Source organism: Herbaspirillum sp. FG34, assembly GCF_057809315.1.
Genome location: NZ_JBMDJS010000018.1, coordinates 72627 through 92097, shown reverse-complemented (window position 1 = coordinate 92097; position 19471 = coordinate 72627). Strand labels below are relative to the sequence as shown.

Genomic DNA, 19471 nt, shown 5'->3' with positions numbered 1-19471 from the left:
TGGTCAGGGGCTCGCGCAGCGCTTCCTGCAGCAGGACCAGCGTGAAGATGGCGGTTGCCGTCATGGCAGCCGCATACAGGCTCAGCACTGCGCAGCGTTTCGCTACCCGAACAGCGCGCCGGCGCAGACGGGAGACAGTCGGGCGCGGCTTCTTGGTGGTATCGACGCCGGCGCGCCAGTCGATCAAATGCAGATGGCTCATGCTATGGCTCCAGAGAAAGCGGCCAGCACGGCGCACAGCGCCATGAGGACCAGGGTTGCGTTACGGGGAATGCCTGCGGTCGCGATCACTGGGATCAGGACCAGGAAGAAAAGGGCGGGGAAGTTCATGCTGCAGCTCCGTCCGCATCAATGTCGGCGTTGGCGGCAGCCTTTTCGGCCGCGCGTGCCCGGCGGGCCAGGTAGGCCTGCTTGGCCGGCTCATCGCCGATGCGCGTCATGATCGACAGGTGCTCTTCATGGCGCTGGCCGTAGGTCATGCCCAGGGCCTTCATCGCGATATCGTTGATCACCTGGACTCGACGGGTGTAGGTGCGCGACTGCGCGCACTGGCGCATGATCTGTTCGAGGGCTTGGCGGTGGGAGCTCATTGGGCACCTGCCTTGGCCAGGGCGGCCTCCGCATCGGCCACGGTGGTACCGGGGCAGGAGCGGTAGCCCTCGAGATACAGCATTTCCAGGCAGTTTTGCAGGGCCTGCACCAGGTCAGCCTGCTTTACAGCCTCCTCGGCGCGCACGGCGGCGATGAGAGATTTCACGGCGGACGCCTGCGCATGGGTGCGTACATCGACACCGCTGCGGCCGGCCAGCGCATGTTCGTGATCGGTCAGCACTTCGACGGCGGCGTTCATGCGCCCACCCCAGCAAACTCGTGCTCGTCCCGCTGCTGTTCCTTGGCCTCGGCCAGGCGCTGCAGGGCCTCTTCTTCGCCCGCACCGTCCTCATTGACTAGGGCGTCCCAGGCCATGAAGTCGGCACGGGTGAAGAAGTCGGTGATGTCGATATGCGTGCGGGTCAGCGCGACCTGCTGCACCTTGAACTGCTTCGCCAGCGAGTCATAGGTACCGTACAGGTCGATGAAGTGGTTGCAGTGCGCGACCCGGCCGCGCAGATACATCATTGCGGGGTCGATCTGGGGTTGAGTAGGGGTGGTGGGCATCGCTTGCTCCAGCATTCAGTTGTAAGTAACTACAACCAAAGGTTACAACAAGCGATTTGGTTCTGCAACAGAAAGTTGTAGAAATTGTGAAAAAAAGTTGTAGATGGTCTAGGCAAAAAAATGCCCAGAAATCTGGGCTTTATCTTTTTGTGGATTTACTGCTTTGGCGCGGAAGAGGGGGCAGGGAGAGGCTGAGGAGCTGTTGCGGGCAACGAGGGTGTTGTGGCAACAATGTCAGGCTTGTTTTTGAAGTAGTAATCCCAGATCTTCGGAATTGCGAATCCAAGAATTGAGAAGACGAAACCTATAACGATAGCTCCGCCTAAGATCATATTCTTAAGGGCGTGCAATTCGTCTACTCGAGTTTTGATGCCATCCGAAGAAGCTTTCACAGAGTCAACAGTGGCCTTCAGCGAATCATGTTGCATTTTCGCAAGGTCTTTTTGACCGTCAATTTGGGCTTCCAATCGTCCGATTGATTGGCTAATGGTACTGAGCTGAGTCCAGACGAATTGCGAATAGTCCCCACCAGCGGCAAGTGATGGCGGCGTGGCGACATCCGTGCCCTCCCCTGGGGTACGGTCTGCGCTGGAAGTGGCTTTTGGATTGGCCTTTTGTCGGGTCGCCATATCAGCTGAGGCGCGATTTCATCCATTCCCACATATCGGTCGGACCTCGTCCGTAGTAGCCGGAAATCAGCGTATACATTGCCGACTCAGTCCTAGTGGGTTCAGTGTTAGTAGTTCCAACCTTGTCGGATAATTCCCGGCTGGTACCTTCATATTTAATGATCCAAGTACCGCTCTTCGTCCGATAACGGTCGGTCTCAGGAATGGCCACCGTGATCGCGTGATCAAGCCGATCGCGGTTTGCTGTGAGTGGAGTCGCAAGGAAGAGTGCCATGCCCGAATACTATCCTAAATGGTAAGACACAAAAGTCAGAGAAAGCCCCTTTATGCCGTTCATCTTGCGTTTATTTTCACTTTTTCAATGGACGGCGAGATGATGCACTCAAAAGTGCTCTCTTTGCAATAGAACAACCCTTCCGATCACAATGCAGGTGGCCTGGGTGCATTCGTGCCTGTGATACCGCTTCTGGTCCGGATTGTCTGAAACCAAGAACCAGCGGCCAAAATCCCTCACCATGCGCTTGATGATGTCCTCGCCGTCGAAGTTGATGGCATAGACCTCACCGTCCTTCGGTACCGTATCGGCGACGTTGATGACGACCGTATCCCCATCGGACATTGTTGGCTCCATACTCTCGCCCTTGACTCCCACGGCGATGAGCTTGGCGGCGCTGTAACCCTTCTTCAGCAGCCATTCCTTGCGGAAGGTGATCGGACGCCCCTCGTCCGGCACCTCGATTGATTCGAAGCCGGTGATACCGGCAGACAGTTTCAACTTCACTTTTTTTATTTCTATAAAGTCGGGATTGTCCGGATCGTGCTCCACCACCCGGGTGAATTTCTTCGGCAGCGTCGGTGCCTCTGCGTCGCCGTAGCGGAGAAACACTTCGGACACGCCAAGGTACTTCGCCGTCAGGCGAAGATTGTCCCCTCGCGGCTCAGAGGCGCCAGCGATCCACTTTTGCACGGCCTGCGGGCTGACGCCGACGAATCGGGCCATCTCGGACTGGTTGCCACCGTTCTTGGCATTCAGTGCCTGGCGTATGCGGTCATTCATATTTTCCATTCTCGCGAGATTACAAATAGCCGTTGTAAATTGCACTGCAAATTTTGGTTGTAGAAAATCGATCATTGTTGTAACTTACGGTTGTAACTAACTCGTCTATTACAACCATGGACCTCATCGATGAAACTGGCATTGCCAAGGCAGTGCGCCTTGCCGGCAGCCAAACGGCACTGGCCAAGGGCATAACCCAGATTGCCGAGGCCAAGGGCGGCAGCGGCGTGACGCCACAAGCAGTGCAGAAATGGGCCGCTCAGGGCTTTGCGCCGCCGGAGCGCTGTCGCGAAATCGAGGACTTCCTCGAAAAGCGGGTCACGCGATATGAGCTGAACCCGGCCATCTTCGGCTCAGCCGAGGACGCACTTGCCGCCGCACGAGCTCCGATCCCCGAACAGGTGCAGTCGTGAAGCCCATTCGCCCTGTGCGCCCACTTCCCCGTCCTCCCAGCCGGATTCCGAAGTCGTCCACGCCAGATCCGACCCAGGTGCGCGCGCTGGAGCTGCTTGCTTATCACCTCGGCCTCATTGAGAAGCCGGAATGGATGACTGACGAATATCTGGAAGCTGCGCGCAAACGCCGGATGCAGCGCACGGCGGAAGAGCTGGAACCAGCAGCCGAAGAGCACGCTGCTGGTGACCAGATCGGAGAGGCGACTACTCCCCCAACTCTTTCCATTGCTGCAAAGACGATCCATCAGCTTGATGGAACGTCCCGGCATCTTTTACTCGCTGAAGTAGTGCCTGCGCACGGTCAATCGCTTCAGTTTGAATGCCCGCCAGCGTTTTCTGACCTCCTCGGATCAGAACAGACACGGACACAAGCTCTTGCCCTTGCGCAATCGTTTCTTCGAATTGGATATCGACTCGCATGTAGGGCGATATCCCGCCCTCCTGGAAGTCATGAGGAGTGATGACGATGCGATTAAAGCCAATTGACGTTTCCATGCGCGTTCCTTTCATGAACACAGTTGATAGGGGTGAGAGCCTTGATTGTGGCATGGAGGCGAACGCGCGCCCTTATTCTTCTTCGTGGGTGCATCCATGACCACCGCCGCAGACCCAGTCTCGCCGGACCTTGCGGAAATTACCCGCAAGACCGGTGCACGAATTCAATCCGACATCTTGTCGCGCCTTGCGCACGTCACGCAGGAGCATGCAGCGACTTGCATGAACGTCGACCCGAGCACGGTCAGCCGCCTCAAATCCGGCCTGGACCAGTTCTGCCTGCTGCTGGCTGCCATCGGCTTCCAGGTCGCCGCCTCCGATTCCGTCGTCATCAGCCAGAAGGAGCTGTCCGGCCTGAAGTACTTGGCCGCGCGATACCTGGAGGCCGATATGCAGAAGGACATCCGGCTGTGAAAAACGACCCATCCATCAGAGAACAGATCGTTGCCTTCCTGGAAGCGAACCCGGGCAGTCGCTTGGGCGAGATCCAGAAACACGTCCTTGGCCTGGGCCTGTCCACGGAGAAGGGTATTCAGCAGGTCATTCACAACTTGGTGAAAAGGGGAGCGCTGAAGGTCGACCGCACCAAGTACAACGCCTTTCGCTACTCGCTCAATGATGAGACGCGCCACGTGAGCCACGTCGAAGCTGACCGCTTCGAGATTCCCGCCGATCTGGCCGGGCCCATCGTGCCGCCGTTGGTCTGGTCGATGCGTCACCTGCTGAGGGCCGCTGTATGACCGTGTCGGCCACGACCTACGAAGAATTCCTGCGCCAGAAGATAAAGCTGGCCAGCTTCCGCGGCTTTGACGTGCCGCTGGAGCAGATCAACCCTTCGCTCAAGCCCCACACGCGCGACATCGTGCGCTGGGCGGTGCAGGGCGGCAAGCGTGCCATCTTCGCCAGTTTCGGCCTGCACAAGACCGCAACCCAGCTGGAAATCATGCGCCAGGTCGGTATCCATCGCCCCGGGCTGCGCCTGATCTGCATGCCGCTGGGCGTGCGCCAGGAGTTCGTGCGCGAGGCCGCCGAGCGCTTCGCCGGCGACTGCGCCATGGACCTGCGCTTCATCCGCTCGGACGCCGAGATCGGTGACGAGCGCACCGTCTACCTGACCAATTACGAGAGCATCCGCGAGGGTAAGCTCGACGTTTCCCGCTTCCGGGCGACCAGCCTGGACGAGGCCAGCGTGCTGCGCAGCTACGGCAGCAAGACCTATCAGGAATTCCTCCCCGCGTTTGCACCCGTCGAATTCAAGTTCGTGGCCACGGCCACGCCGAGCCCGAACCGATTCAAGGAACTGATCCACTATGCCGGCTACCTGGGCGTCATGGACACCGGCCAGGCGCTGACCCGCTTCTTTCAGCGTGATGCCGAGAAAGCCGGGAACCTGACGCTGTACCCCCACAAGGAACAGGAGTTCTGGCTGTGGGTAGCCAGCTGGGCGGTGTTCATTCAGCGTCCCAGCGACCTGGGCCACAGCGACGAGGGCTACGTGCTCCCCGAGCTGGATGTCCGGTACCACGAGGTGCCGAGCAATTATGGCGCGGCCGGTACCGAGAAGAACGGGCAGGGCCTGCTCATCCCCGACGTGGCCATGGGCCTGTCTGCGGCCGCAGAAGAGAAGCGCAACAGCCTGCCGGCGCGCGTGGCGCTGGTGGCCGACCTGGTCGCCCAGGATCCGGAAGATCACTTCATCGTCTGGCATGACCTGGAAGACGAGCGCCACGCCATCCAGCAGGCCATTCCGGAAGCGGTAAGCGTCTGGGGCACCCAGGACCTCGAGGTGCGCGAAGAGCGCATCCGTGACTTCAGCGATGGGAAGTGCCGCGTGCTTTCCACCAAGCCGATCATCGCCGGCTCCGGTTGCAATCTGCAGCGCCACTGCCACCGCGAGGTCTTCGCGGGCATCTCGTTCAAATTTAATGACTTTTTGCAATCAATTCACCGTGTACACCGGTTTGGCCAGCGCCACCGCGTGCGCATCGATATCGTGCACACGGAATCCGAGCGCGAGGTCCTGCGCACCCTGCGCGCCAAGTGGGACCAGCACATCGAAATGGGCAACAAGATGACAGAAATTATCCGGAAATTCGGCCTGAGCCAGCTGGCCATGCAGGAGACGCTGGCCCGCTCGATCGGCGTGGAGCGGATCGAGGTGCGCGGCGACCGCTTCACCGTGGCGAACAATGATTGCGTGGCCGAGGCCCGGCTGCAGCCCGAGAACTCGGTCGGCCTGATCGTCACCAGCATCCCCTTCGCCAACCACTACGAATACACCCCGAGCTACAACGACTTCGGCCACACCCAGGACAATGCCCACTTCTGGGCCCAGATGGACTTCCTCACCCCCGAGCTGCACCGGATCCTGCAGCCTGGCCGCATCTACTGCTGCCACGTCAAGGACCGCATCAACTTCGGGAACGTCACCGGTGCCGGTGTGCCCACCGTCAGCCCGTTCCACGCCGAGGCGCTGTTCCACGGCCTGAAGCATGGCTTCGACTACATGGGCATGATCACCGTGGTCACCGACGTGGTGCGCGAGAACAACCAGACCTACCGCCTGGGCTACACCGAGATGTGCAAGGACGGCACGAAGATGGGTGTGGGGTCCCCTGAGTACGTCCTGCTCTTCCACAAGCCGCAGACTGACCGCTCCCGCGGCTACGCCGATGTCCCGGTGAAGAAGACGAAGGATGAATACAGCCTGGCCCGCTGGCAGGTCGATGCGCACGCCTTCTGGCGCTCGAGCGGCAACCGTCTGCTGTCGGCCGACGAGATGGCCGCCTACGGCCCGGAGAAGCTGGCCAAGATGTTCACCGAGCACAGCCTCGAAAACGTCTACGACTTCGATTTCCACGTGCAGGTGGGCGAGCAGCTGCTTGAGCGCCAGGCGCTGCCCAGCACCTTCATGAGCCTGGCGCCCGGCAGCCATCATCCGGACGTGTGGCACGACGTCCTGCGCATGAAGACTCTCAACGGTGAGCAGGCCAACCGCGCAGTCGAGAAGCACATCTGCCTCGCTCGCGGCTCGCTGGTCCTGACACGCGATGGATATGTGCCGATTGAGGATGTGCAGCCTGGCAACATGGTGTTGACCCATCGTGGGCGCTGGCGCCAGGTTTTGGTGGCTCGCCAGACGGGCGTGCGCGAGGTGGTCGATCTGCGTGCCCAGGGTGTATCGGGGCTTCGTTTGACGCCCGACCACAAACTGTGGACGCGGCGGGCGGACGGTGCACGGGAACGAGATGCCGCCGAACGCGCAACACCTAATTGGGTGGCTGCGGAGGAATCGGTCGGCCACTACGTCAACCAGAAGCTGCCGCCTGTCGAAGCCAGCGCACTGACGCAGCAGGAATGCTGGCTGATCGGCCGCTGGCTCGCTGATGGCCATGTGGGAACGCGGGGCGACTTTCACGTAAGTATTGGAGAGCCAAAGGTCGCTGAGTTCTTGAATATGGCCGGCGATCACGCTGGCACGCGTTCTGAGCGCACGGCCATTCAGTTCCGACTCAAGGGGCTGTCTTACCTTGCAGTGGACACGCTGCGCCATTGCGGGCGAGGCGCAAGCGGCAAGCAGTTGGCGCCGAGCCTGCTGACGCTGCCGATTGATCAGGCGAAAGCGGTTCTGGAGGGCTATTTGTCCGGTGACGGCCATTATCTTGCAGGCCGTGACCGCTGGATGGCGACCAGCGTTTCTCGCGCCCTTCTGCTTGGCATGTCAATGCTCGTACAGCGTGTTCACGGATCCATCGCAGCGCTTGCTCCTGGCCGCTCAGCAGGCGAAAAGGTCATTGACGGCCGCGAGGTCCAGACGCGGCAGGAGTGGGTGTTGTCGTTCGACTTGCCGGACAAAGCACGGCGAAAGCAACCGTTTTTGCTGCCAGATGGCGCATGGAAGAAGGTTCGCAGCGCAGAACCTGCGGGCGTTGAGGAAGTTTGGTGTCTGCGCGTCGAGGAAGACGAGAGCTTCACGGCGGAAGGCTGCATCGTGAAGAACTGCCCCCTGCAATTCGACATCGTGGACCGGCTCATTGAGCGCTACAGCAACCCAGGCGACCTGGTCTACGACCCGTTCCACGGCCTGGGCACCGTTGGCGTGCGCGCCATCAAGGCCGGCCGCCGCGCCGGCGGGTCCGAGCTGAATCCGGCCTATTTCCTCGATCAGGTCCATTACCTGCGTGCCATTGAGCGCGAGGTGAGCATGCCGACCCTGTTCGACTTTGATGAAATCGAGCGTGCTGCATGAGCGCGAGACAGCAACTTTGGGCGCACGCAACGCCAGGCAACGTGGTCAAGCTCCACGTCGTCAGCCTGTCCGGCGGTAAGGACAGCACGGCCACCGCCCTGATGGCCATCGAGTTGCACGGCCGGGAGGCCTGTCGCTTCGTCTTCGCTGATACAGGGAACGAGCATGAGGCGACCTACGCCTATGCGCTCGAGTACTTGCCACAGGCCCTGGACATCACTGTCGATGTGGTGAAGGCCGATTTTTCCGAGGAGTTCGCCACCAAGCGCGCCAACCTGGCCCGGATAGCCGCTGGCGAGCCTGAGTCCGCCGTCTATGGCAAGCGCAAGTTCATGTACGCCTGGACACAGGAGGCCGCTGCACTAGCTCTGGAACTGCTCGTCCCGACCGGAAACCCTTTCCTCGATCTCTGCATGCTGAAAGGCGGATTCCCTTCGCGTAAGCGCCAGTTCTGCACCGAGCACCTCAAGCGCGACCCGATCACCGAATACCAGCTGGAGCTGGTCGATCAGGGCTATTTGGTCGAGTCGTGGCAGGGCGTGCGCGCGAACGAATCCGACGCCCGGCGCTGGCTGCCTCATTACGAGATGCTCAGCGACGACATGGCGATCTACCGCCCGATCTTGCGATGGGAGGTGGCGGACGTCTTCGAAGCCCACCGCGCCGCCGGTATCTTGCCCAACCCCCTCTACAAGCAGGGCATGAACCGCGTGGGCTGCATGCCCTGCATCAACTGCAGCAAGGGCGAGCTGGCGCAGATCGCGAGGCGGTTCCCCCAGCACATCGAACGGATCGCTGCCTGGGAGCGCCTCGTTTCGCAGGTGTGCCGGCCTCGCTCTCCCGTTTCCTTCTTCCACAAGGGAACGCAGGGCCATAAAGGCCAGGCTTCCACCATTGAGCATGTCGTGCAGTGGGCGAAGACCTCTCGTGGCGGCCGGCAATTCTCTCTTCTTACCGATCTGGATGAGCCCACAGCGTGTTCATCTAATTACGGGTTGTGCGAATGAATTACTACGAGCATCACATTGGCGACTATGCCGAGGCGACAGCGCACCTCTCGTTCATTGAGGACGCCGCCTACAGCCGCCTGATCCGCAAGTACTACGCCCAGGAAAAGGCCATGCCGCCGGACCTGAAGGCTGTGCAGCGCCTGGTCGGCGCGCGCACGAAGGAAGAGAAGGATGCTGTTGAAGTCGTGCTGGAAGAGTTCTTCGAGCTGCGTGAAGACGGTTGGCACCAGACCCGTTGCGATGAGGTGATCGCAAAGTACTTGGAGTCGCAACCTGAACGCGAAGCGAAGAAGGAAGCCGAGCGCGAGCGCCAGCGCCGGACTCGAGAACGCCGCCGCCAACTCTTCGAGGCTCTGCGTGCGCATGGGATCGTCCCAGATTTCAGCGCCACCATGACACAGCTTCAAGACATGTTGTCACGCGCTGAGTCACAGGGGCCGTCACAAGGTGTCACGCGTGACGTCACGCCACCTGTCACGCGTGACAACACGGCTACCCAGTACCCAGTAACCAATACCCAATCCCCAGTATTAAAACCAGGGGCCAATACGGTCAGCGATGACTCACAGGTAGTTGGGGTCGGACCGGGGTCGATCGCACCGACTGCGACAGCCGCGGAAATCTCGCTGGTAATGCGCCGGGCCGGTGTCCTGTCGCAACCCGCAGACCCTCGGCTGATGGCGTTGGCGGAGCAGGGCGTGAGCCTGGAGACCGTGCAGGCCGCATGCGATGACGCCCGCCGCACCAAGCCGAACGAGGCTGTTGGACCCGGCTACGTCGTGAAGATCATCGAGCGTTGGGCGCGAGAGGCCAAGAAGGTCAACGTCGCCGGCGCCCGACCACCGCCCACCCAATCCTCCACCAGCAGCAGAGACGCGTCCCGCGCAGCGGCCGCCAATTCCATCGGACTCGGAGCACGAAACCATGACCCAGAACCTGACACCTTCGACGCAACAACAGGCCAGCGAGTCGACTGAGCGCCTGCAGCGCGTGGTCGAGATGGTCTTCGCTGAGCTGCAGGGCCAGTTCGGCAACAAGTTCCTGGATGCGTACCGCAGCGGGCATATCGAGCACGACAAGGACACCGGCATCGAGAACGCCAAGCGCGTCTGGGGCCGCAAGATCGTGGAGCAGCGCCTCACGCCCGCCGACATCAAGCGGGGACTCGCCGGCTGCAGCGCCAAGCGCTTCGTGCCGAACTGGGCCGAGTTCCTGGAAGCCTGCCGCCCGACCCCGAACGTGGATGCGGCCATCACCGAGGCCGTCGCCCAGCTCCACGCCCGCAATCGCGGCGAGGACGTCTGGAGCCATCCGGCGATCTACCACGCCGCCCAGAAGGTCGGGTACTACGAGATGACCACGCTGAGCACCAGTGCCCTGAAGCCGCGCTTCGCCGCCGCTCTGGACGAGGTCATGCGCTGGGAATCGATCCCCGAGATCAAGCCGGCCATCCGCGAGGAGCGCCGTCTGGAGCATGCACCGGTCAGTGCTGATGCCGTGGCCAAGGCCAAGGGCGTGCTCGATCAGTACCTGCATGAAGCCCTGAAGCCCAGCGGCGCTCCGGCCGACGGCCTGCGCTGGGCGCACCGCCTGATGGCCAAGGAACAGGCTGGCCAGCGCATCTCACTCACCCAGCTCGAATTCGCCCGCGAGGCCCTGCGCTTGGGCGCTGAGCCCGCATAACCCACCCACCCCGAGGAGAACCCATGCGTAAAAACCTTGCCCTGATTGCACTGGCGGCAGCCGGTGCCATGTCGTTGCAACCGGTCATGAGCCAACAGGCAGCCCTGCAAGTCGCCGTGCCCGCCAGCAAGAAGCGCCGTCGCAGCCTGTTCAGCGGCACGCCCTACAACCCGTTCGTGCCCTACGGCCGCAAGGGCGCTGGCATCAGCGTGGCGCAGCAGAAGCGCCAGTCGAAGAAGGCCCGCAACGTCGCCCGAAACCGCGCCGCGCACCGCTGACAGGGCGATTCGACGCCCATGCCCTCCGGCCGCTATGACCTGACCAAACTTGACGATTGCATAAGGCTCGTCAGGTCCACGGCACCGAGGCAGGACCTGGCCAACGTGCTGTTGGCCGCCATCGAAAGGATGCCCGGCGCACCGACCCGGGTTGAGATTCTGGAAACGATGAAAAAGGAGAAACACGATGAACGACGATAAGGTGGAGATGTGCCCCAAGTTCATTCAGACCGCGCAGGACCGGGTGGCCGCTTCTGCTGTCCTCAAGCCGACGAACGAATCGGGTGATGCGCCCGTGCAGCTGCAGCACATGGCCGTGGCCGAGAATGGCGTGCTGCGCTGGATGTCCGGCCGGAAGGCTGAAAACTGCGAGCTCTACGCGATGCCCGACTTCGGTCCCGCACCGCTGCTCTGGGCTGCGCCGAGTGCCAGGGCAGTCGCGGCTGATCGCACGCTGCAGCGCCTGGGCTACACCTGGAACGGTGGCGCACTGTGGAAGCCGCCGCTGGGCGACGTGGCGCGGGCCATGAAGGGTGCAGTCGACCGCGCATATTCCGCTGCCGGACTGACGCCATTCCCCGGCGAAACCGCATGCAGCTTCCGCAACCGGATCCTGGCGCAGGCCGACAGCCCGCTGGAGACCTCCGAGGACGAGGCGCGGCCGTATGCTCCTGCCATGGCGTCATTCCAGCGCGCCTACGAGGCGACTGCAGGCGTGCGTGCGGCCCTCGACAAACTGGGCGAAGCCGTGGGCACCGGCCTAGTGGTCGATGCCGACTACTGGGCCAGCGACGAGGAGGCCATCAGCAAGGCGCTGGTGGAGCTGGACGACATCGCGACGGCACATGACCGGCACGAGTTGGGCCTGCCGCTGTGGCTGCCCGAGCAGCACGAGAAGCTGGCCGAGGTGCTGCGCAAGATGATGGCGAAGCAGCGCGCCGACCTGGCGCAGGGACAGCCTGCTGAAATGTCCGCCGCCGCCCGCGACGTGCTTGCCGAGCGCCGCCGGCAGCAGGAGGTGGAGGGCTGGACGCCGGAGCGTGATGACCGGTATTCCGGCTGCGAGCTGGCTGCAGCCGCCGCGACCTACGCGCTCTGCACCCGCCCGGATCAATTGCGCATCTGCGACGTTGTCGCGTGGCCGTTCAAACTGTATTTGTGGAAGCCGACGACCTACCGTCGCAACCTCGAAAAGGCCGGCGCCCTCATCCTGGCCGAGATCGAACGCCTGGACCGCGCAGCGGAGAAGGGCGGTGCTGCATGACCACCGCCACCCTGTTCGACCAGGTCATCGCGCACCTGAACCTCAAGAACGATGCTGCGCTGGCGCGGCACCTGCAGACGGCGCCGCCGACCATCAGCAAGATGCGCAACAACGTCATCCCGCTGAGCGCCATCCTGATGGTCCGCATCAGCGAGGACACCGGCTGGCCGACCAAGCAGATCAAGGCGGTGATCGCCGAGGGTGCTGGCCAGGAAGGCGGTGCGCAATGATCGCCGCCATCCCCGCCGAAGACCGGCCGACCATCATTGAGCAGGTGGTCCATCTGCCTGGCGAGGTTCACCGCGTCGACATCGGCACGATCACGGTCGAGGATCTGCCTGCGCCACCTTCGCGCGACCAGATGATTGATATCGATGCGCTGGCCCAGCGCTTGGGCATCAAGCGTCAGCCCTCCAAATTGACGGAGTTCCAGGACATGCTACTGCAGGAGCTGGAGCGCCACGCCCACATGCCAACTCGGTTCCCGCCTCGTCGCTGCCTGTCCTGCGGAGCCCAGACCGATGCCGGCGGCGAACTGCCCTGTGGCCACTGAGGAGAACCCCATGAACGCCATCCTTGCCGCCGCCCTGGTGCTGATCGCCGCCGTCGTGTTCCGCGGCGAGCCCTCCATCGCCGAGCTGGTTCGCCAGCACGTGCAGCTGCGCGTGCAGATCTACGCCGAGACCCATCCTGTGCGGAGTGACGACGAATGAATCCCATCACCCTGATCCTGCCGTATCCCGTTTCTGCCAACGCCTACTGGGCCACACGCATCGTCAAGCCGCGCGACGGCCGCCCGGCCATGGCTATGACCTACGTCACGAAAGAGGCTGAGGCCTACAAGACTGAGGTTGGCTGGAAGATCCGTGCGGCCGGCCTGCTGCAGCCCATCACCGGCCGCGTGCAGATCGACGTGCGCCTCTACCCGGCGCGCCCCCAGGACTGGCAGAAGCGCCAGCGCCAGGAGGGCGCGGCCTGGGATGACACCGTGCGCTGCATTGACCTGGACAACGCGAACAAGGTGCTGCTGGACGCGCTCAAGGGCGTGGCCATCGAGGATGACAAGTGGGTGCGCCGCATCGTGGCCGAGCGCATGGAGCCGGATGCTGATGGTGCGCGGGTGGTGCTGACCATCACGCCGCTGGCCGTGGCGCAGCCGCAGGCAGGGCTCTTCGGGGAGGCGGCATGAACACCGTGACCGATGCGAAGAAGCTCTGGTGCCCGATGGTGCGTGTCGGCGTAACGCCAGCATCCGGGGGACCCGCCGCCGTCAATGATCCGACCAGTATTGCCGAATTCTCTGGCTGGTGCATTGGCGATAAGTGCGCCATGTGGCGTTGGAGCGAGGAGGCAGAGGAAGATCCAGATCCTGAAGCGTGGTGGCCTGAAGAGGACATGCCAACCGTTGAGCCGCTCCGTCCGCCGGAGGTGCCGGCCACTGCTGTGTGGGTTCCGTTGACAGGGGAAGGCGATGATCTCAATGGCGGTTACTGGAGAACCTCCCCAGAGGAGATCCATGCCCGGCACTTGGAACTGCTGGCCCAACGCCGCGGCTTCTGCGGTCTGGCCGGGCGCCCGGAGGTGATGCCGTGAGCGCCGACACCACCGACCTGATCCTCACCATCATCCTGCTGGCCGCGCCGTTCATCGGCGTCCTGGCCATGTTCATCCGTCACGCTGCACGGGAGGGGCGGTGACGCGCATATACGTGGCCGGCCCGATGTCCGGCCTTCCCGCCCTGAATTTCCCCGCCTTCCACGCTGCCGCCGCCGAGCTGCGCGCCCAGGGCTTCGACGTGGTCAACCCCGCCGAGATCAACGCCGACCCGGCCGCTGGCTGGGTGGCCTGCATGCGCGCCGACATCGCCCAGCTCGTCACCTGTGACGAGATCCTGATGCTGCCCGGCTGGGAGAACTCGCGCGGCGCGACCTTGGAACGCCACATCGCCATGAAACTGGAGATGGGCGTTCGCTACCACCAACAACCGAGGAACGAACCATGATGAAAGTCCGCAACATGGCCAAGCTGGTGCGCCTGGAGGCTGAGCGCCGGCAGTACATCCGCATGAAGAACCGCCTGCTCTACGGGCGCATGACTGCGGCTGCCGCCCGTCAGCCCGGTGGCCTGCGTGGTCTGCGCACGTTCGAGATGGAGCGCCTTGCATGAGCCGGGTGCCGACCATCGATGAGGCACTTGCCTCGATCATCCTCCACGCCATGCAGCCGGGCACCGATTACGACACCAGCGAAATCGCCGACATGGTGGGCATGCCCGCCAAGTCCATCTACCGCACGCTGAAGCTGCTGGAGAAGAAGGGGGATCTCCTGGCCAAGCGCGCCGGGCCCAGCCGACTGCTGCAGCGCCCGGTCGCTGAGAGGGTCGCAGCGCGCGCGGAGCCGCCCATCGAGGCCAAGCCGCTCACCGGCTATGACCTGGGCCATCACATGCGCCTGTGCCAAGGCGCGCGCAAGTCGGACACGGGGATGTCATGAAAAAAGAGAAGCCAATTATTCCGCAACCAGAGAGTGCTCAACCACGGCAAAACACCGGTTGGATGCTGCAAGTTCTCATTTTGGAAATCGTACTTGGAGGACTCATCTTGTGGTGGTTGCAGCCATGACGCTCCGGCATTTCGAGTACCGCGACCCGCTTCAGCAGCTGATCGAACGTGAGGAGCGGACGTGCAAGGGGTGCGCGTTCCAGGTGGTGGTCTTTACCCGCCAGGCCTGCAGCAAACAGAATCAGCAACACGGCCGGCGCTGCCGGCACTACACGGAGAAAGAGGGAAAGAGCCATGTTCAATGCGACCGCGAAACGGGTGCCACGCAAGATCGAGGTGATGAATGATCGCCAGCGCGATGGCACCGAGTACTGCCTTGACGTCTGGGCGGCATGGATGCGCAAGGATGACCGGGACCTGGGCATCAAGGGTTCGCGAGGTGAGAGCGAGGGAGATGCTGCGGCCGCCCGTCGCGACAATGAGATTGCAGAGGCAACCGAGGCGATGATGCAGAGCCTGATCTTGCGCCACCGGTGGGCGATCTGGAAGAAGTTCGGGATCACCACCGCATGGCGCTTCCCGAACTCCGACTTGGCTGAGTCGTACGTGGAAGCCGTTGCGGCGCTGGAACCGTTGTTGCGAAAAAATGTTGCAACCCGAATGCAGTTCGGGTAAATTCCCGATCACTGGCTGTTTTGTCTCGTCCAGAGAAAAGTAAGCAGCTACAACGAAGCCTCGTTTCTTTGATGAAGCGGGGCTTTTTTGTTGGTCCCCTGACATTCTTGATGAAGCCTCGCCCGGTCTGCCGCGCGGGGCTTTTTCGTTTCAGGGCCGGCCTGGCCCAACGCAGGGATGCGTCAACCAGGCCATACATTGCCAAGCGAAGTGCCAGAGGAGTGACCCGTCACGCCGGGGCCATCAGAAGTGCCCCAACCTCGCCGGACGCTGTACCCGGCACGATTTCAGAAGCAGCGTAGAGCAGCTGGTAGCTCGTCAGGTTCATACCCTGAAGGCCGCAGGTTCGAATCCTGCCGCTGCAACCAACTTCCCCAGGAGCATCAATGTCCGGCACCGTCCTCACCCGCCACGAGGTGGACTACGTTGATCTGCAGAAGATCGGCAAGATCACCATCGACCTGTCGCCGCAGGGCGATGTCCGGATCGTGGTCGATGGCTTCGAGTTCGAGCATGCCGGCACCTGCCGCGAGCGCGTGACCAAGGCGCTGGCCTGGGCGCGTGACGTGCTCAACACCGAGGTGCAGGCCAACCGCCTGATCCCCGGTGGCCACCTGGTATCGATTGCCGGGATGAGCCAGGATGACCTGGACACCGCTGGCCAGTAATTCCCCGCAGCCGTAGCTCAATGGTAGAGCTGAAGCCTTCGCGTCCGTACTTTTTATTCGCAATATTTGCGTTGACCGATTACGCAAGAAGGTTGATTTGTAGATAATGTGCTTTCCTACAACAATGTCGGGGGAGTGTCATGAATTGCAAATTGGAAAATTTCCGTGACCATCAGTATTTGTCAGGAGTAGACGACCACATCGGCAACATTCGTAAGAACATTGGGAGTATTTTTGGGTATGTCACATCGGCCTTTGAGGGAACCAACCGGATCGGCCAAGATGCAATAAAAATCCGCCCGGCGAATGGTGATGTATTTAATTCCGCGATTTCCGCCATGGGTAATACGGGGCGCTTGCTGACGAAAATCCAAATCGAAGGTGAAAATATTGTTGGTGTCGTGACCCTCTGGCAAGACATGCTTGATGAACAAGGGATGCCTTTCTCGAGGCCAGTTTGGCAGTTCGTCCAGCCCGCCTATGACCTTCCCTATTACAAGAATGAGGAAGGAGAGGTGACGAAACTCGACTTCGGGTTGGGTTCCAATACTGTTGGTTATTGCCTTGGTCTGACATTCCTGCTTCAGCTCGCAAAGCCGTAAAAGTCAACTGCTCATCTAAGGCCGCCTTCGGGTGGCCTTTTTGTTTGATCTCATCAGATTCACCATCATCGTAGTGTCTCCCTGGAGAAATCCAGCTTGCCCGCCTCCCGCAAGGGTCGCGGGCTTTTTCATTTCGGAAAGAGTCCACCATGCAAAAGCTGATCAACGGCCAGTTGTTCAACGCCGATTTCACGCTGTCGGGATGCGTGCTGGATTCCACCAACACCTACTTGCTTCACCCCGATTCGCTGCAGCAGGTCCTGACGTATGGCGGCCCGAGCGGCGCTGTCGATTCGGTCACCGTGGGACCGGATGCTCAGGGCAACAGCTTCAAGCAGACCTACTCTTACACCGGCTCCAACATCACCACCATTTCCCCTTGGGTGAAGCAATGAATCTCGGCGAATTCAAGAAGTGGCTGCAGATCTGCGGCATCTTCCCGGGCGGTGGTACCAGTGGAGTCCAATCTGTGGCGGCGAGCGCGCCGCTCTCTTCGTCCGGAGGTTCCAATCCGGTCATCTCCGACCAGAGTGCCACGACGGAACGGCTCAGCACTGCGGGATCGGCGATCACCCTGACGACTTCGGCCACGCCGACCGCTGGCGCGTTCGTTACCTTCCCATCTACTGCCTGCACCGCGCTGCGCATCACAGCCGACAAGGTGGCGTTGGAATACCAGCGCGGCGGAAGTGGCGCAGTTCATCTGATCGAGGCCGGAGAAACCAAGCAGATCCTAGGCATCACGAATGCCAACCAGATCGGCGTGCGCCGCCGCGACTATGCGACCGCAAATGTCACCACCCAGGTGACCGTGGTAGTGGCAGAGCCGCTGACATCTCTCTCCACTTACTCGGTCACCAATCTGGCCGTAGTGAACCCGAGCGGCAGCACCTATACCGCCTTTGCCTCGGTCGCCTGCACGTCGCTGTGGCTCATCAACCGCTCGCGCGTCGACATCCTGTATCAGCTGAATGCAGGCGGCACGCCGCGTGAACTGAAGCGCGGCAAGGGCGTCTGGATCGACGGCTTGACCAATGCGAACCAGGTCACCGTCAAGGCCTTCGACAACCAGGGCTCAACTGTCCTGGCAGAGGCCTATAACGGCGCTCGTCCCATGTTCGCCACGAATTACGATCCGGCGCAGGAAATCAGCCCTACGGCCATCATCCGCGTGGGCGACGTGTCCGGCGGCAATATGGACATGGATATCGAGATGGCGACCTTGATCTCCAACTTCTCGCCGTTCACCCGCTGGACTGCCCGCGGTCGCTCGCTGGCCCGCTATGATGTCGCGGCAAACGTCACTCTCGTTGGCACCGGTATCACCGTCGCAGATGTGGCACCGACCGAGTCCGCTAAGCAGACCACGCAGAACCCATTGAATGCCTCGTCTGCCCGTTTGGCGGTGCGCGCCACTTGGGGCAGTACCCAAACCGGCGTGTTCAAGTCGAGCATCGGCGGCCAGCCTTCCGGCATCGATGTCACGGGCGGCTATATTTTCAATGGCAGCAAACTGGTCAGCGGCACGCCGACGGGCGTAGAACTGCGCCTGTACAACGACACGCTCAATGGCAGTTCGGATGCGATTTACTATTCGCTCGCTGTCACAGCCGACCTGAACAACGGCCTTGCAAATATCTACGGCCACAACGCGCGCAGCTTCCCTGTCAGTAAGTTCGTGGCTGTTGGGGGGGCTCCTGCCGGCACGATTACTGGCGTCAACCGCGCCGCTTTGGTTGTCACTGGCCCATCAGGCCTGGTCGTGCAGTTGGAGGACATCAAGTTCGTGGCGCCGGCTTTCGACCGCGCACATTTCTATATCACCTTCGATGACACCTATGCGTCGTCGTTGCGCGAGATCGAAAAAACGATGTCGACCTATGGATTCCCGGGTTGCTTCTACTTCTCGCCAGTCGCTTCAACGCTCGGTAACGGTGGTGGTGATCGGATCCATCCGACCGATGCCCTGGGTGCCCAGAACATGAAGGGCTGGCAGATCTGTTCGCAGGATTATCGCTTGGAGGGGAACTACGACAGTACGGCGCTGGAATACAAGATGGGCATCGCCAAGACGCTGGCGCTGGCAAACATGCTGGGCTTCGACTGCGACGGCATCCGTGATGGATCAATCTTCGGCGGCGGCACCAACAACGGCGGCGAGCCGAAGATCTACCATGCTGACCCGCAATTTTTGGCATCCATCCGTCGCTTCGACAACAGCAGCACGACATCGGGCGACGTTTTCCCCTTCGTTGACACGATGCCGCCAGGTGACCCCTACAACCTGCGGGCTCTGAACGGAAGTTCGTGGGCAGGCATGTCGTTGGGCTCGTCCGCAGTCGCAGCGCGCTGGCAGGCCTATGCGCAACAGGTGATCGACAACAAGGGGATGGGATTCCTTTGCTTCCACAACGACAGCAACTCGGCTGAGAACGCCGGAGCTCTGGCGATCTTCCTGCCTTGGTTGTACAGCCAGGTTGCAGCGGGCACGATCTATGTGACAACGCCGGTGCGTTCGCGTCGAGCATATGCGGCACGGATGCAATCGTGATGAAAGATCAGTTTCGCACCGAGCTCCGGTTTCGATGGTGGCTTCGCTGGTATCTGCGCGGCGTGATCCTTTTCGCAGTGATCACCCGCCAGCGTCCGGATGAAGAGAAGCTAGTGTACTGGATCCGCAAAGGTCTGAAGCAACGAGTTGTTCCCGCTCGCCGGCAACACGGGTAAATGGCCGGCATGGCTCGCACG

The 19471-nt window shown here is 61.5% G+C and carries 31 protein-coding genes and 1 tRNA gene; 23 read left to right on the top strand and 9 right to left on the bottom strand.

The window, feature by feature from the left end:
• From ACODSZ_RS19660 to ACODSZ_RS19625, 8 genes are all read right to left on the bottom strand, one after another.
• Window positions 1-202: hypothetical protein (locus ACODSZ_RS19660; RefSeq protein WP_488928366.1), on the bottom strand; the 202-nt coding region annotated here is incomplete at its 3' end.
• On the bottom strand, window positions 199-330 hold the full coding sequence (locus ACODSZ_RS19655; RefSeq protein WP_488928365.1) for a hypothetical protein: 132 nt from the start codon (window positions 328-330) through the stop codon (window positions 199-201). The genes ACODSZ_RS19660 and ACODSZ_RS19655, both read right to left, overlap by 4 nt.
• Window positions 327-590 carry a hypothetical protein gene (locus tag ACODSZ_RS19650; RefSeq protein WP_488928364.1) on the bottom strand — a complete coding sequence of 88 codons (264 nt, stop codon included), beginning with the start codon at window positions 588-590 and terminating at the stop codon, window positions 327-329. Before ACODSZ_RS19650 ends, ACODSZ_RS19655 begins: the two co-directional genes overlap by 4 nt.
• Window positions 587-850: a hypothetical protein gene (locus ACODSZ_RS19645; protein WP_488928363.1), complete on the bottom strand. Its 264-nt coding sequence runs from the start codon at window positions 848-850 to the stop codon at window positions 587-589. The genes ACODSZ_RS19650 and ACODSZ_RS19645 overlap by 4 nt, the downstream gene beginning before the upstream one ends.
• Window positions 847-1158 (bottom strand): hypothetical protein, encoded by a 312-nt coding sequence (locus ACODSZ_RS19640; RefSeq protein WP_488928362.1) that lies wholly within the window; start codon window positions 1156-1158, stop codon window positions 847-849. The genes ACODSZ_RS19645 and ACODSZ_RS19640 overlap by 4 nt, the downstream gene beginning before the upstream one ends.
• Window positions 1159-1313: 155 nt before the next feature.
• Entirely contained in the window at window positions 1314-1787 is a 474-nt protein-coding gene (locus ACODSZ_RS19635; RefSeq protein WP_488928361.1) for a hypothetical protein, read from the bottom strand.
• 1 nt (window position 1788) lies between these two features.
• The gene (locus ACODSZ_RS19630) at window positions 1789-2061 is read right to left on the bottom strand and encodes a hypothetical protein (RefSeq protein ID WP_488928360.1); all 273 of its coding nucleotides are present in this window, start codon (window positions 2059-2061) and stop codon (window positions 1789-1791) included.
• 108 nt (window positions 2062-2169) lie between these two features.
• Window positions 2170-2844 (bottom strand): LexA family transcriptional regulator, encoded by a 675-nt coding sequence (locus tag ACODSZ_RS19625; RefSeq protein WP_488928359.1) that lies wholly within the window; start codon window positions 2842-2844, stop codon window positions 2170-2172.
• Window positions 2845-2960: 116 nt separating this feature from the next.
• On the opposite strand from ACODSZ_RS19625, the gene ACODSZ_RS19620 reads away from it, so the two are divergent.
• The gene (locus ACODSZ_RS19620) at window positions 2961-3257 is read left to right on the top strand and encodes a transcriptional regulator (RefSeq protein WP_488928358.1); all 297 of its coding nucleotides are present in this window, start codon (window positions 2961-2963) and stop codon (window positions 3255-3257) included.
• A 246-nt stretch (window positions 3258-3503) separates the two neighbouring features.
• Here the strand turns inward: ACODSZ_RS19620 and ACODSZ_RS19615 are convergent, their stop codons facing one another.
• The gene (locus ACODSZ_RS19615; RefSeq protein ID WP_488928357.1) at window positions 3504-3794 is read right to left on the bottom strand and encodes a hypothetical protein; all 291 of its coding nucleotides are present in this window, start codon (window positions 3792-3794) and stop codon (window positions 3504-3506) included.
• Between the two features lie 96 nt (window positions 3795-3890).
• Here ACODSZ_RS19615 and ACODSZ_RS19610 point away from each other — a divergent pair, with 96 nt between their 5' ends.
• From ACODSZ_RS19610 to ACODSZ_RS19505, 22 genes are all read left to right on the top strand, one after another.
• Window positions 3891-4208: a CII family transcriptional regulator gene (locus ACODSZ_RS19610; protein WP_488928356.1), complete on the top strand. Its 318-nt coding sequence runs from the start codon at window positions 3891-3893 to the stop codon at window positions 4206-4208.
• The gene (locus ACODSZ_RS19605; protein ID WP_488928355.1) at window positions 4205-4534 is read left to right on the top strand and encodes a hypothetical protein; all 330 of its coding nucleotides are present in this window, start codon (window positions 4205-4207) and stop codon (window positions 4532-4534) included. The genes ACODSZ_RS19610 and ACODSZ_RS19605 overlap by 4 nt, the downstream gene beginning before the upstream one ends.
• Window positions 4531-8043 carry a DNA methyltransferase gene (locus ACODSZ_RS19600; protein ID WP_488928354.1) on the top strand — a complete coding sequence of 1171 codons (3513 nt, stop codon included), beginning with the start codon at window positions 4531-4533 and terminating at the stop codon, window positions 8041-8043. The genes ACODSZ_RS19605 and ACODSZ_RS19600 overlap by 4 nt, the downstream gene beginning before the upstream one ends.
• On the top strand, window positions 8040-9050 hold the full coding sequence (locus ACODSZ_RS19595) for a phosphoadenosine phosphosulfate reductase domain-containing protein (RefSeq protein ID WP_488928353.1): 1011 nt from the start codon (window positions 8040-8042) through the stop codon (window positions 9048-9050). Before ACODSZ_RS19600 ends, ACODSZ_RS19595 begins: the two co-directional genes overlap by 4 nt.
• Window positions 9047-10030, top strand: coding sequence for a YdaU family protein (locus ACODSZ_RS19590; RefSeq protein ID WP_488928352.1), 984 nt, complete (start codon window positions 9047-9049; stop codon window positions 10028-10030). Before ACODSZ_RS19595 ends, ACODSZ_RS19590 begins: the two co-directional genes overlap by 4 nt.
• Window positions 9978-10736 carry a hypothetical protein gene (locus tag ACODSZ_RS19585; RefSeq protein WP_488928351.1) on the top strand — a complete coding sequence of 253 codons (759 nt, stop codon included), beginning with the start codon at window positions 9978-9980 and terminating at the stop codon, window positions 10734-10736. Before ACODSZ_RS19590 ends, ACODSZ_RS19585 begins: the two co-directional genes overlap by 53 nt.
• A gap of 23 nt (window positions 10737-10759) precedes the next feature.
• A complete protein-coding gene (locus ACODSZ_RS19580) occupies window positions 10760-11014 on the top strand; it encodes a hypothetical protein (protein WP_488928350.1) in 255 nt (84 codons plus the stop codon).
• Between the two features lie 187 nt (window positions 11015-11201).
• Complete coding sequence (locus ACODSZ_RS19575; protein ID WP_488928349.1) at window positions 11202-12278, top strand: hypothetical protein; 1077 nt, start codon at window positions 11202-11204, stop codon at window positions 12276-12278.
• Window positions 12275-12508, top strand: coding sequence for a hypothetical protein (locus ACODSZ_RS19570; protein WP_488928348.1), 234 nt, complete (start codon window positions 12275-12277; stop codon window positions 12506-12508). The genes ACODSZ_RS19575 and ACODSZ_RS19570 overlap by 4 nt, the downstream gene beginning before the upstream one ends.
• Window positions 12505-12831, top strand: coding sequence for a hypothetical protein (locus ACODSZ_RS19565; RefSeq protein WP_488928347.1), 327 nt, complete (start codon window positions 12505-12507; stop codon window positions 12829-12831). Before ACODSZ_RS19570 ends, ACODSZ_RS19565 begins: the two co-directional genes overlap by 4 nt.
• A gap of 10 nt (window positions 12832-12841) precedes the next feature.
• Window positions 12842-12991, top strand: a complete 150-nt coding sequence (locus ACODSZ_RS19560; protein ID WP_488928346.1) for a hypothetical protein — start codon at window positions 12842-12844, stop codon at window positions 12989-12991.
• The gene (locus ACODSZ_RS19555; protein WP_488928345.1) at window positions 12988-13467 is read left to right on the top strand and encodes a RusA family crossover junction endodeoxyribonuclease; all 480 of its coding nucleotides are present in this window, start codon (window positions 12988-12990) and stop codon (window positions 13465-13467) included. The genes ACODSZ_RS19560 and ACODSZ_RS19555 overlap by 4 nt, the downstream gene beginning before the upstream one ends.
• Window positions 13464-13871, top strand: coding sequence for a hypothetical protein (locus tag ACODSZ_RS19550; RefSeq protein ID WP_488928344.1), 408 nt, complete (start codon window positions 13464-13466; stop codon window positions 13869-13871). The genes ACODSZ_RS19555 and ACODSZ_RS19550 overlap by 4 nt, the downstream gene beginning before the upstream one ends.
• 100 nt (window positions 13872-13971) lie before the next feature.
• The gene (locus tag ACODSZ_RS19545) at window positions 13972-14280 is read left to right on the top strand and encodes a DUF4406 domain-containing protein (RefSeq protein WP_488928343.1); all 309 of its coding nucleotides are present in this window, start codon (window positions 13972-13974) and stop codon (window positions 14278-14280) included.
• The gene (locus tag ACODSZ_RS19540; protein ID WP_488928342.1) at window positions 14277-14444 is read left to right on the top strand and encodes a hypothetical protein; all 168 of its coding nucleotides are present in this window, start codon (window positions 14277-14279) and stop codon (window positions 14442-14444) included. Before ACODSZ_RS19545 ends, ACODSZ_RS19540 begins: the two co-directional genes overlap by 4 nt.
• Window positions 14441-14770 (top strand): hypothetical protein, encoded by a 330-nt coding sequence (locus ACODSZ_RS19535; protein ID WP_488928341.1) that lies wholly within the window; start codon window positions 14441-14443, stop codon window positions 14768-14770. Before ACODSZ_RS19540 ends, ACODSZ_RS19535 begins: the two co-directional genes overlap by 4 nt.
• 302 nt (window positions 14771-15072) lie before the next feature.
• On the top strand, window positions 15073-15453 hold the full coding sequence (locus ACODSZ_RS19530; RefSeq protein WP_488928340.1) for a hypothetical protein: 381 nt from the start codon (window positions 15073-15075) through the stop codon (window positions 15451-15453).
• Window positions 15454-15745: 292 nt separating this feature from the next.
• A tRNA-Met gene (locus ACODSZ_RS19525) sits at window positions 15746-15821 on the top strand.
• Between the two features lie 18 nt (window positions 15822-15839).
• Window positions 15840-16121: a phage capsid protein gene (locus ACODSZ_RS19520; RefSeq protein ID WP_488928339.1), complete on the top strand. Its 282-nt coding sequence runs from the start codon at window positions 15840-15842 to the stop codon at window positions 16119-16121.
• A gap of 140 nt (window positions 16122-16261) precedes the next feature.
• Window positions 16262-16723, top strand: a complete 462-nt coding sequence (locus ACODSZ_RS19515; protein ID WP_488928338.1) for a hypothetical protein — start codon at window positions 16262-16264, stop codon at window positions 16721-16723.
• Window positions 16724-16872: 149 nt separating this feature from the next.
• Window positions 16873-17118 carry a hypothetical protein gene (locus ACODSZ_RS19510; RefSeq protein ID WP_488928337.1) on the top strand — a complete coding sequence of 82 codons (246 nt, stop codon included), beginning with the start codon at window positions 16873-16875 and terminating at the stop codon, window positions 17116-17118.
• Window positions 17115-19274, top strand: a complete 2160-nt coding sequence (locus ACODSZ_RS19505; RefSeq protein WP_488928336.1) for a polysaccharide deacetylase family protein — start codon at window positions 17115-17117, stop codon at window positions 19272-19274. Before ACODSZ_RS19510 ends, ACODSZ_RS19505 begins: the two co-directional genes overlap by 4 nt.
• The last annotated feature ends 197 nt before the right edge of the window (window positions 19275-19471 follow it).

What these genes read in the sequence shown, in the direction of transcription:
- ACODSZ_RS19555 (WP_488928345.1), top strand. Translation starts at nt 12,988, where the DNA reads ATGAATCCCATCACCCTGATCCTGCCGTATCCCGTTTCTGCCAACGCC.
- ACODSZ_RS19570 (WP_488928348.1), top strand. Translation starts at nt 12,275, where the DNA reads ATGACCACCGCCACCCTGTTCGACCAGGTCATCGCGCACCTGAACCTC.
- ACODSZ_RS19505 (WP_488928336.1), top strand. Translation starts at nt 17,115, where the DNA reads ATGAATCTCGGCGAATTCAAGAAGTGGCTGCAGATCTGCGGCATCTTC.
- ACODSZ_RS19585 (WP_488928351.1), top strand. Translation starts at nt 9,978, where the DNA reads ATGACCCAGAACCTGACACCTTCGACGCAACAACAGGCCAGCGAGTCG.
- ACODSZ_RS19635 (WP_488928361.1), bottom strand. Translation starts at nt 1,787, where the DNA reads ATGGCGACCCGACAAAAGGCCAATCCAAAAGCCACTTCCAGCGCAGAC.
- ACODSZ_RS19615 (WP_488928357.1), bottom strand. Translation starts at nt 3,794, where the DNA reads ATGGAAACGTCAATTGGCTTTAATCGCATCGTCATCACTCCTCATGAC.
- ACODSZ_RS19640 (WP_488928362.1), bottom strand. Translation starts at nt 1,158, where the DNA reads ATGCCCACCACCCCTACTCAACCCCAGATCGACCCCGCAATGATGTAT.
- ACODSZ_RS19655 (WP_488928365.1), bottom strand. Translation starts at nt 330, where the DNA reads ATGAACTTCCCCGCCCTTTTCTTCCTGGTCCTGATCCCAGTGATCGCG.
- ACODSZ_RS19590 (WP_488928352.1), top strand. Translation starts at nt 9,047, where the DNA reads ATGAATTACTACGAGCATCACATTGGCGACTATGCCGAGGCGACAGCG.
- ACODSZ_RS19530 (WP_488928340.1), top strand. Translation starts at nt 15,073, where the DNA reads ATGTTCAATGCGACCGCGAAACGGGTGCCACGCAAGATCGAGGTGATG.
- ACODSZ_RS19610 (WP_488928356.1), top strand. Translation starts at nt 3,891, where the DNA reads ATGACCACCGCCGCAGACCCAGTCTCGCCGGACCTTGCGGAAATTACC.
- ACODSZ_RS19625 (WP_488928359.1), bottom strand. Translation starts at nt 2,844, where the DNA reads ATGAATGACCGCATACGCCAGGCACTGAATGCCAAGAACGGTGGCAAC.
- ACODSZ_RS19650 (WP_488928364.1), bottom strand. Translation starts at nt 590, where the DNA reads ATGAGCTCCCACCGCCAAGCCCTCGAACAGATCATGCGCCAGTGCGCG.
- ACODSZ_RS19510 (WP_488928337.1), top strand. Translation starts at nt 16,873, where the DNA reads ATGCAAAAGCTGATCAACGGCCAGTTGTTCAACGCCGATTTCACGCTG.
- ACODSZ_RS19550 (WP_488928344.1), top strand. Translation starts at nt 13,464, where the DNA reads ATGAACACCGTGACCGATGCGAAGAAGCTCTGGTGCCCGATGGTGCGT.
- ACODSZ_RS19620 (WP_488928358.1), top strand. Translation starts at nt 2,961, where the DNA reads ATGGACCTCATCGATGAAACTGGCATTGCCAAGGCAGTGCGCCTTGCC.
- ACODSZ_RS19535 (WP_488928341.1), top strand. Translation starts at nt 14,441, where the DNA reads ATGAGCCGGGTGCCGACCATCGATGAGGCACTTGCCTCGATCATCCTC.
- ACODSZ_RS19515 (WP_488928338.1), top strand. Translation starts at nt 16,262, where the DNA reads ATGAATTGCAAATTGGAAAATTTCCGTGACCATCAGTATTTGTCAGGA.
- ACODSZ_RS19565 (WP_488928347.1), top strand. Translation starts at nt 12,505, where the DNA reads ATGATCGCCGCCATCCCCGCCGAAGACCGGCCGACCATCATTGAGCAG.
- ACODSZ_RS19540 (WP_488928342.1), top strand. Translation starts at nt 14,277, where the DNA reads ATGATGAAAGTCCGCAACATGGCCAAGCTGGTGCGCCTGGAGGCTGAG.
- ACODSZ_RS19630 (WP_488928360.1), bottom strand. Translation starts at nt 2,061, where the DNA reads ATGGCACTCTTCCTTGCGACTCCACTCACAGCAAACCGCGATCGGCTT.
- ACODSZ_RS19645 (WP_488928363.1), bottom strand. Translation starts at nt 850, where the DNA reads ATGAACGCCGCCGTCGAAGTGCTGACCGATCACGAACATGCGCTGGCC.
- ACODSZ_RS19575 (WP_488928349.1), top strand. Translation starts at nt 11,202, where the DNA reads ATGAACGACGATAAGGTGGAGATGTGCCCCAAGTTCATTCAGACCGCG.
- ACODSZ_RS19595 (WP_488928353.1), top strand. Translation starts at nt 8,040, where the DNA reads ATGAGCGCGAGACAGCAACTTTGGGCGCACGCAACGCCAGGCAACGTG.
- ACODSZ_RS19520 (WP_488928339.1), top strand. Translation starts at nt 15,840, where the DNA reads ATGTCCGGCACCGTCCTCACCCGCCACGAGGTGGACTACGTTGATCTG.
- ACODSZ_RS19600 (WP_488928354.1), top strand. Translation starts at nt 4,531, where the DNA reads ATGACCGTGTCGGCCACGACCTACGAAGAATTCCTGCGCCAGAAGATA.
- ACODSZ_RS19560 (WP_488928346.1), top strand. Translation starts at nt 12,842, where the DNA reads ATGAACGCCATCCTTGCCGCCGCCCTGGTGCTGATCGCCGCCGTCGTG.
- ACODSZ_RS19580 (WP_488928350.1), top strand. Translation starts at nt 10,760, where the DNA reads ATGCGTAAAAACCTTGCCCTGATTGCACTGGCGGCAGCCGGTGCCATG.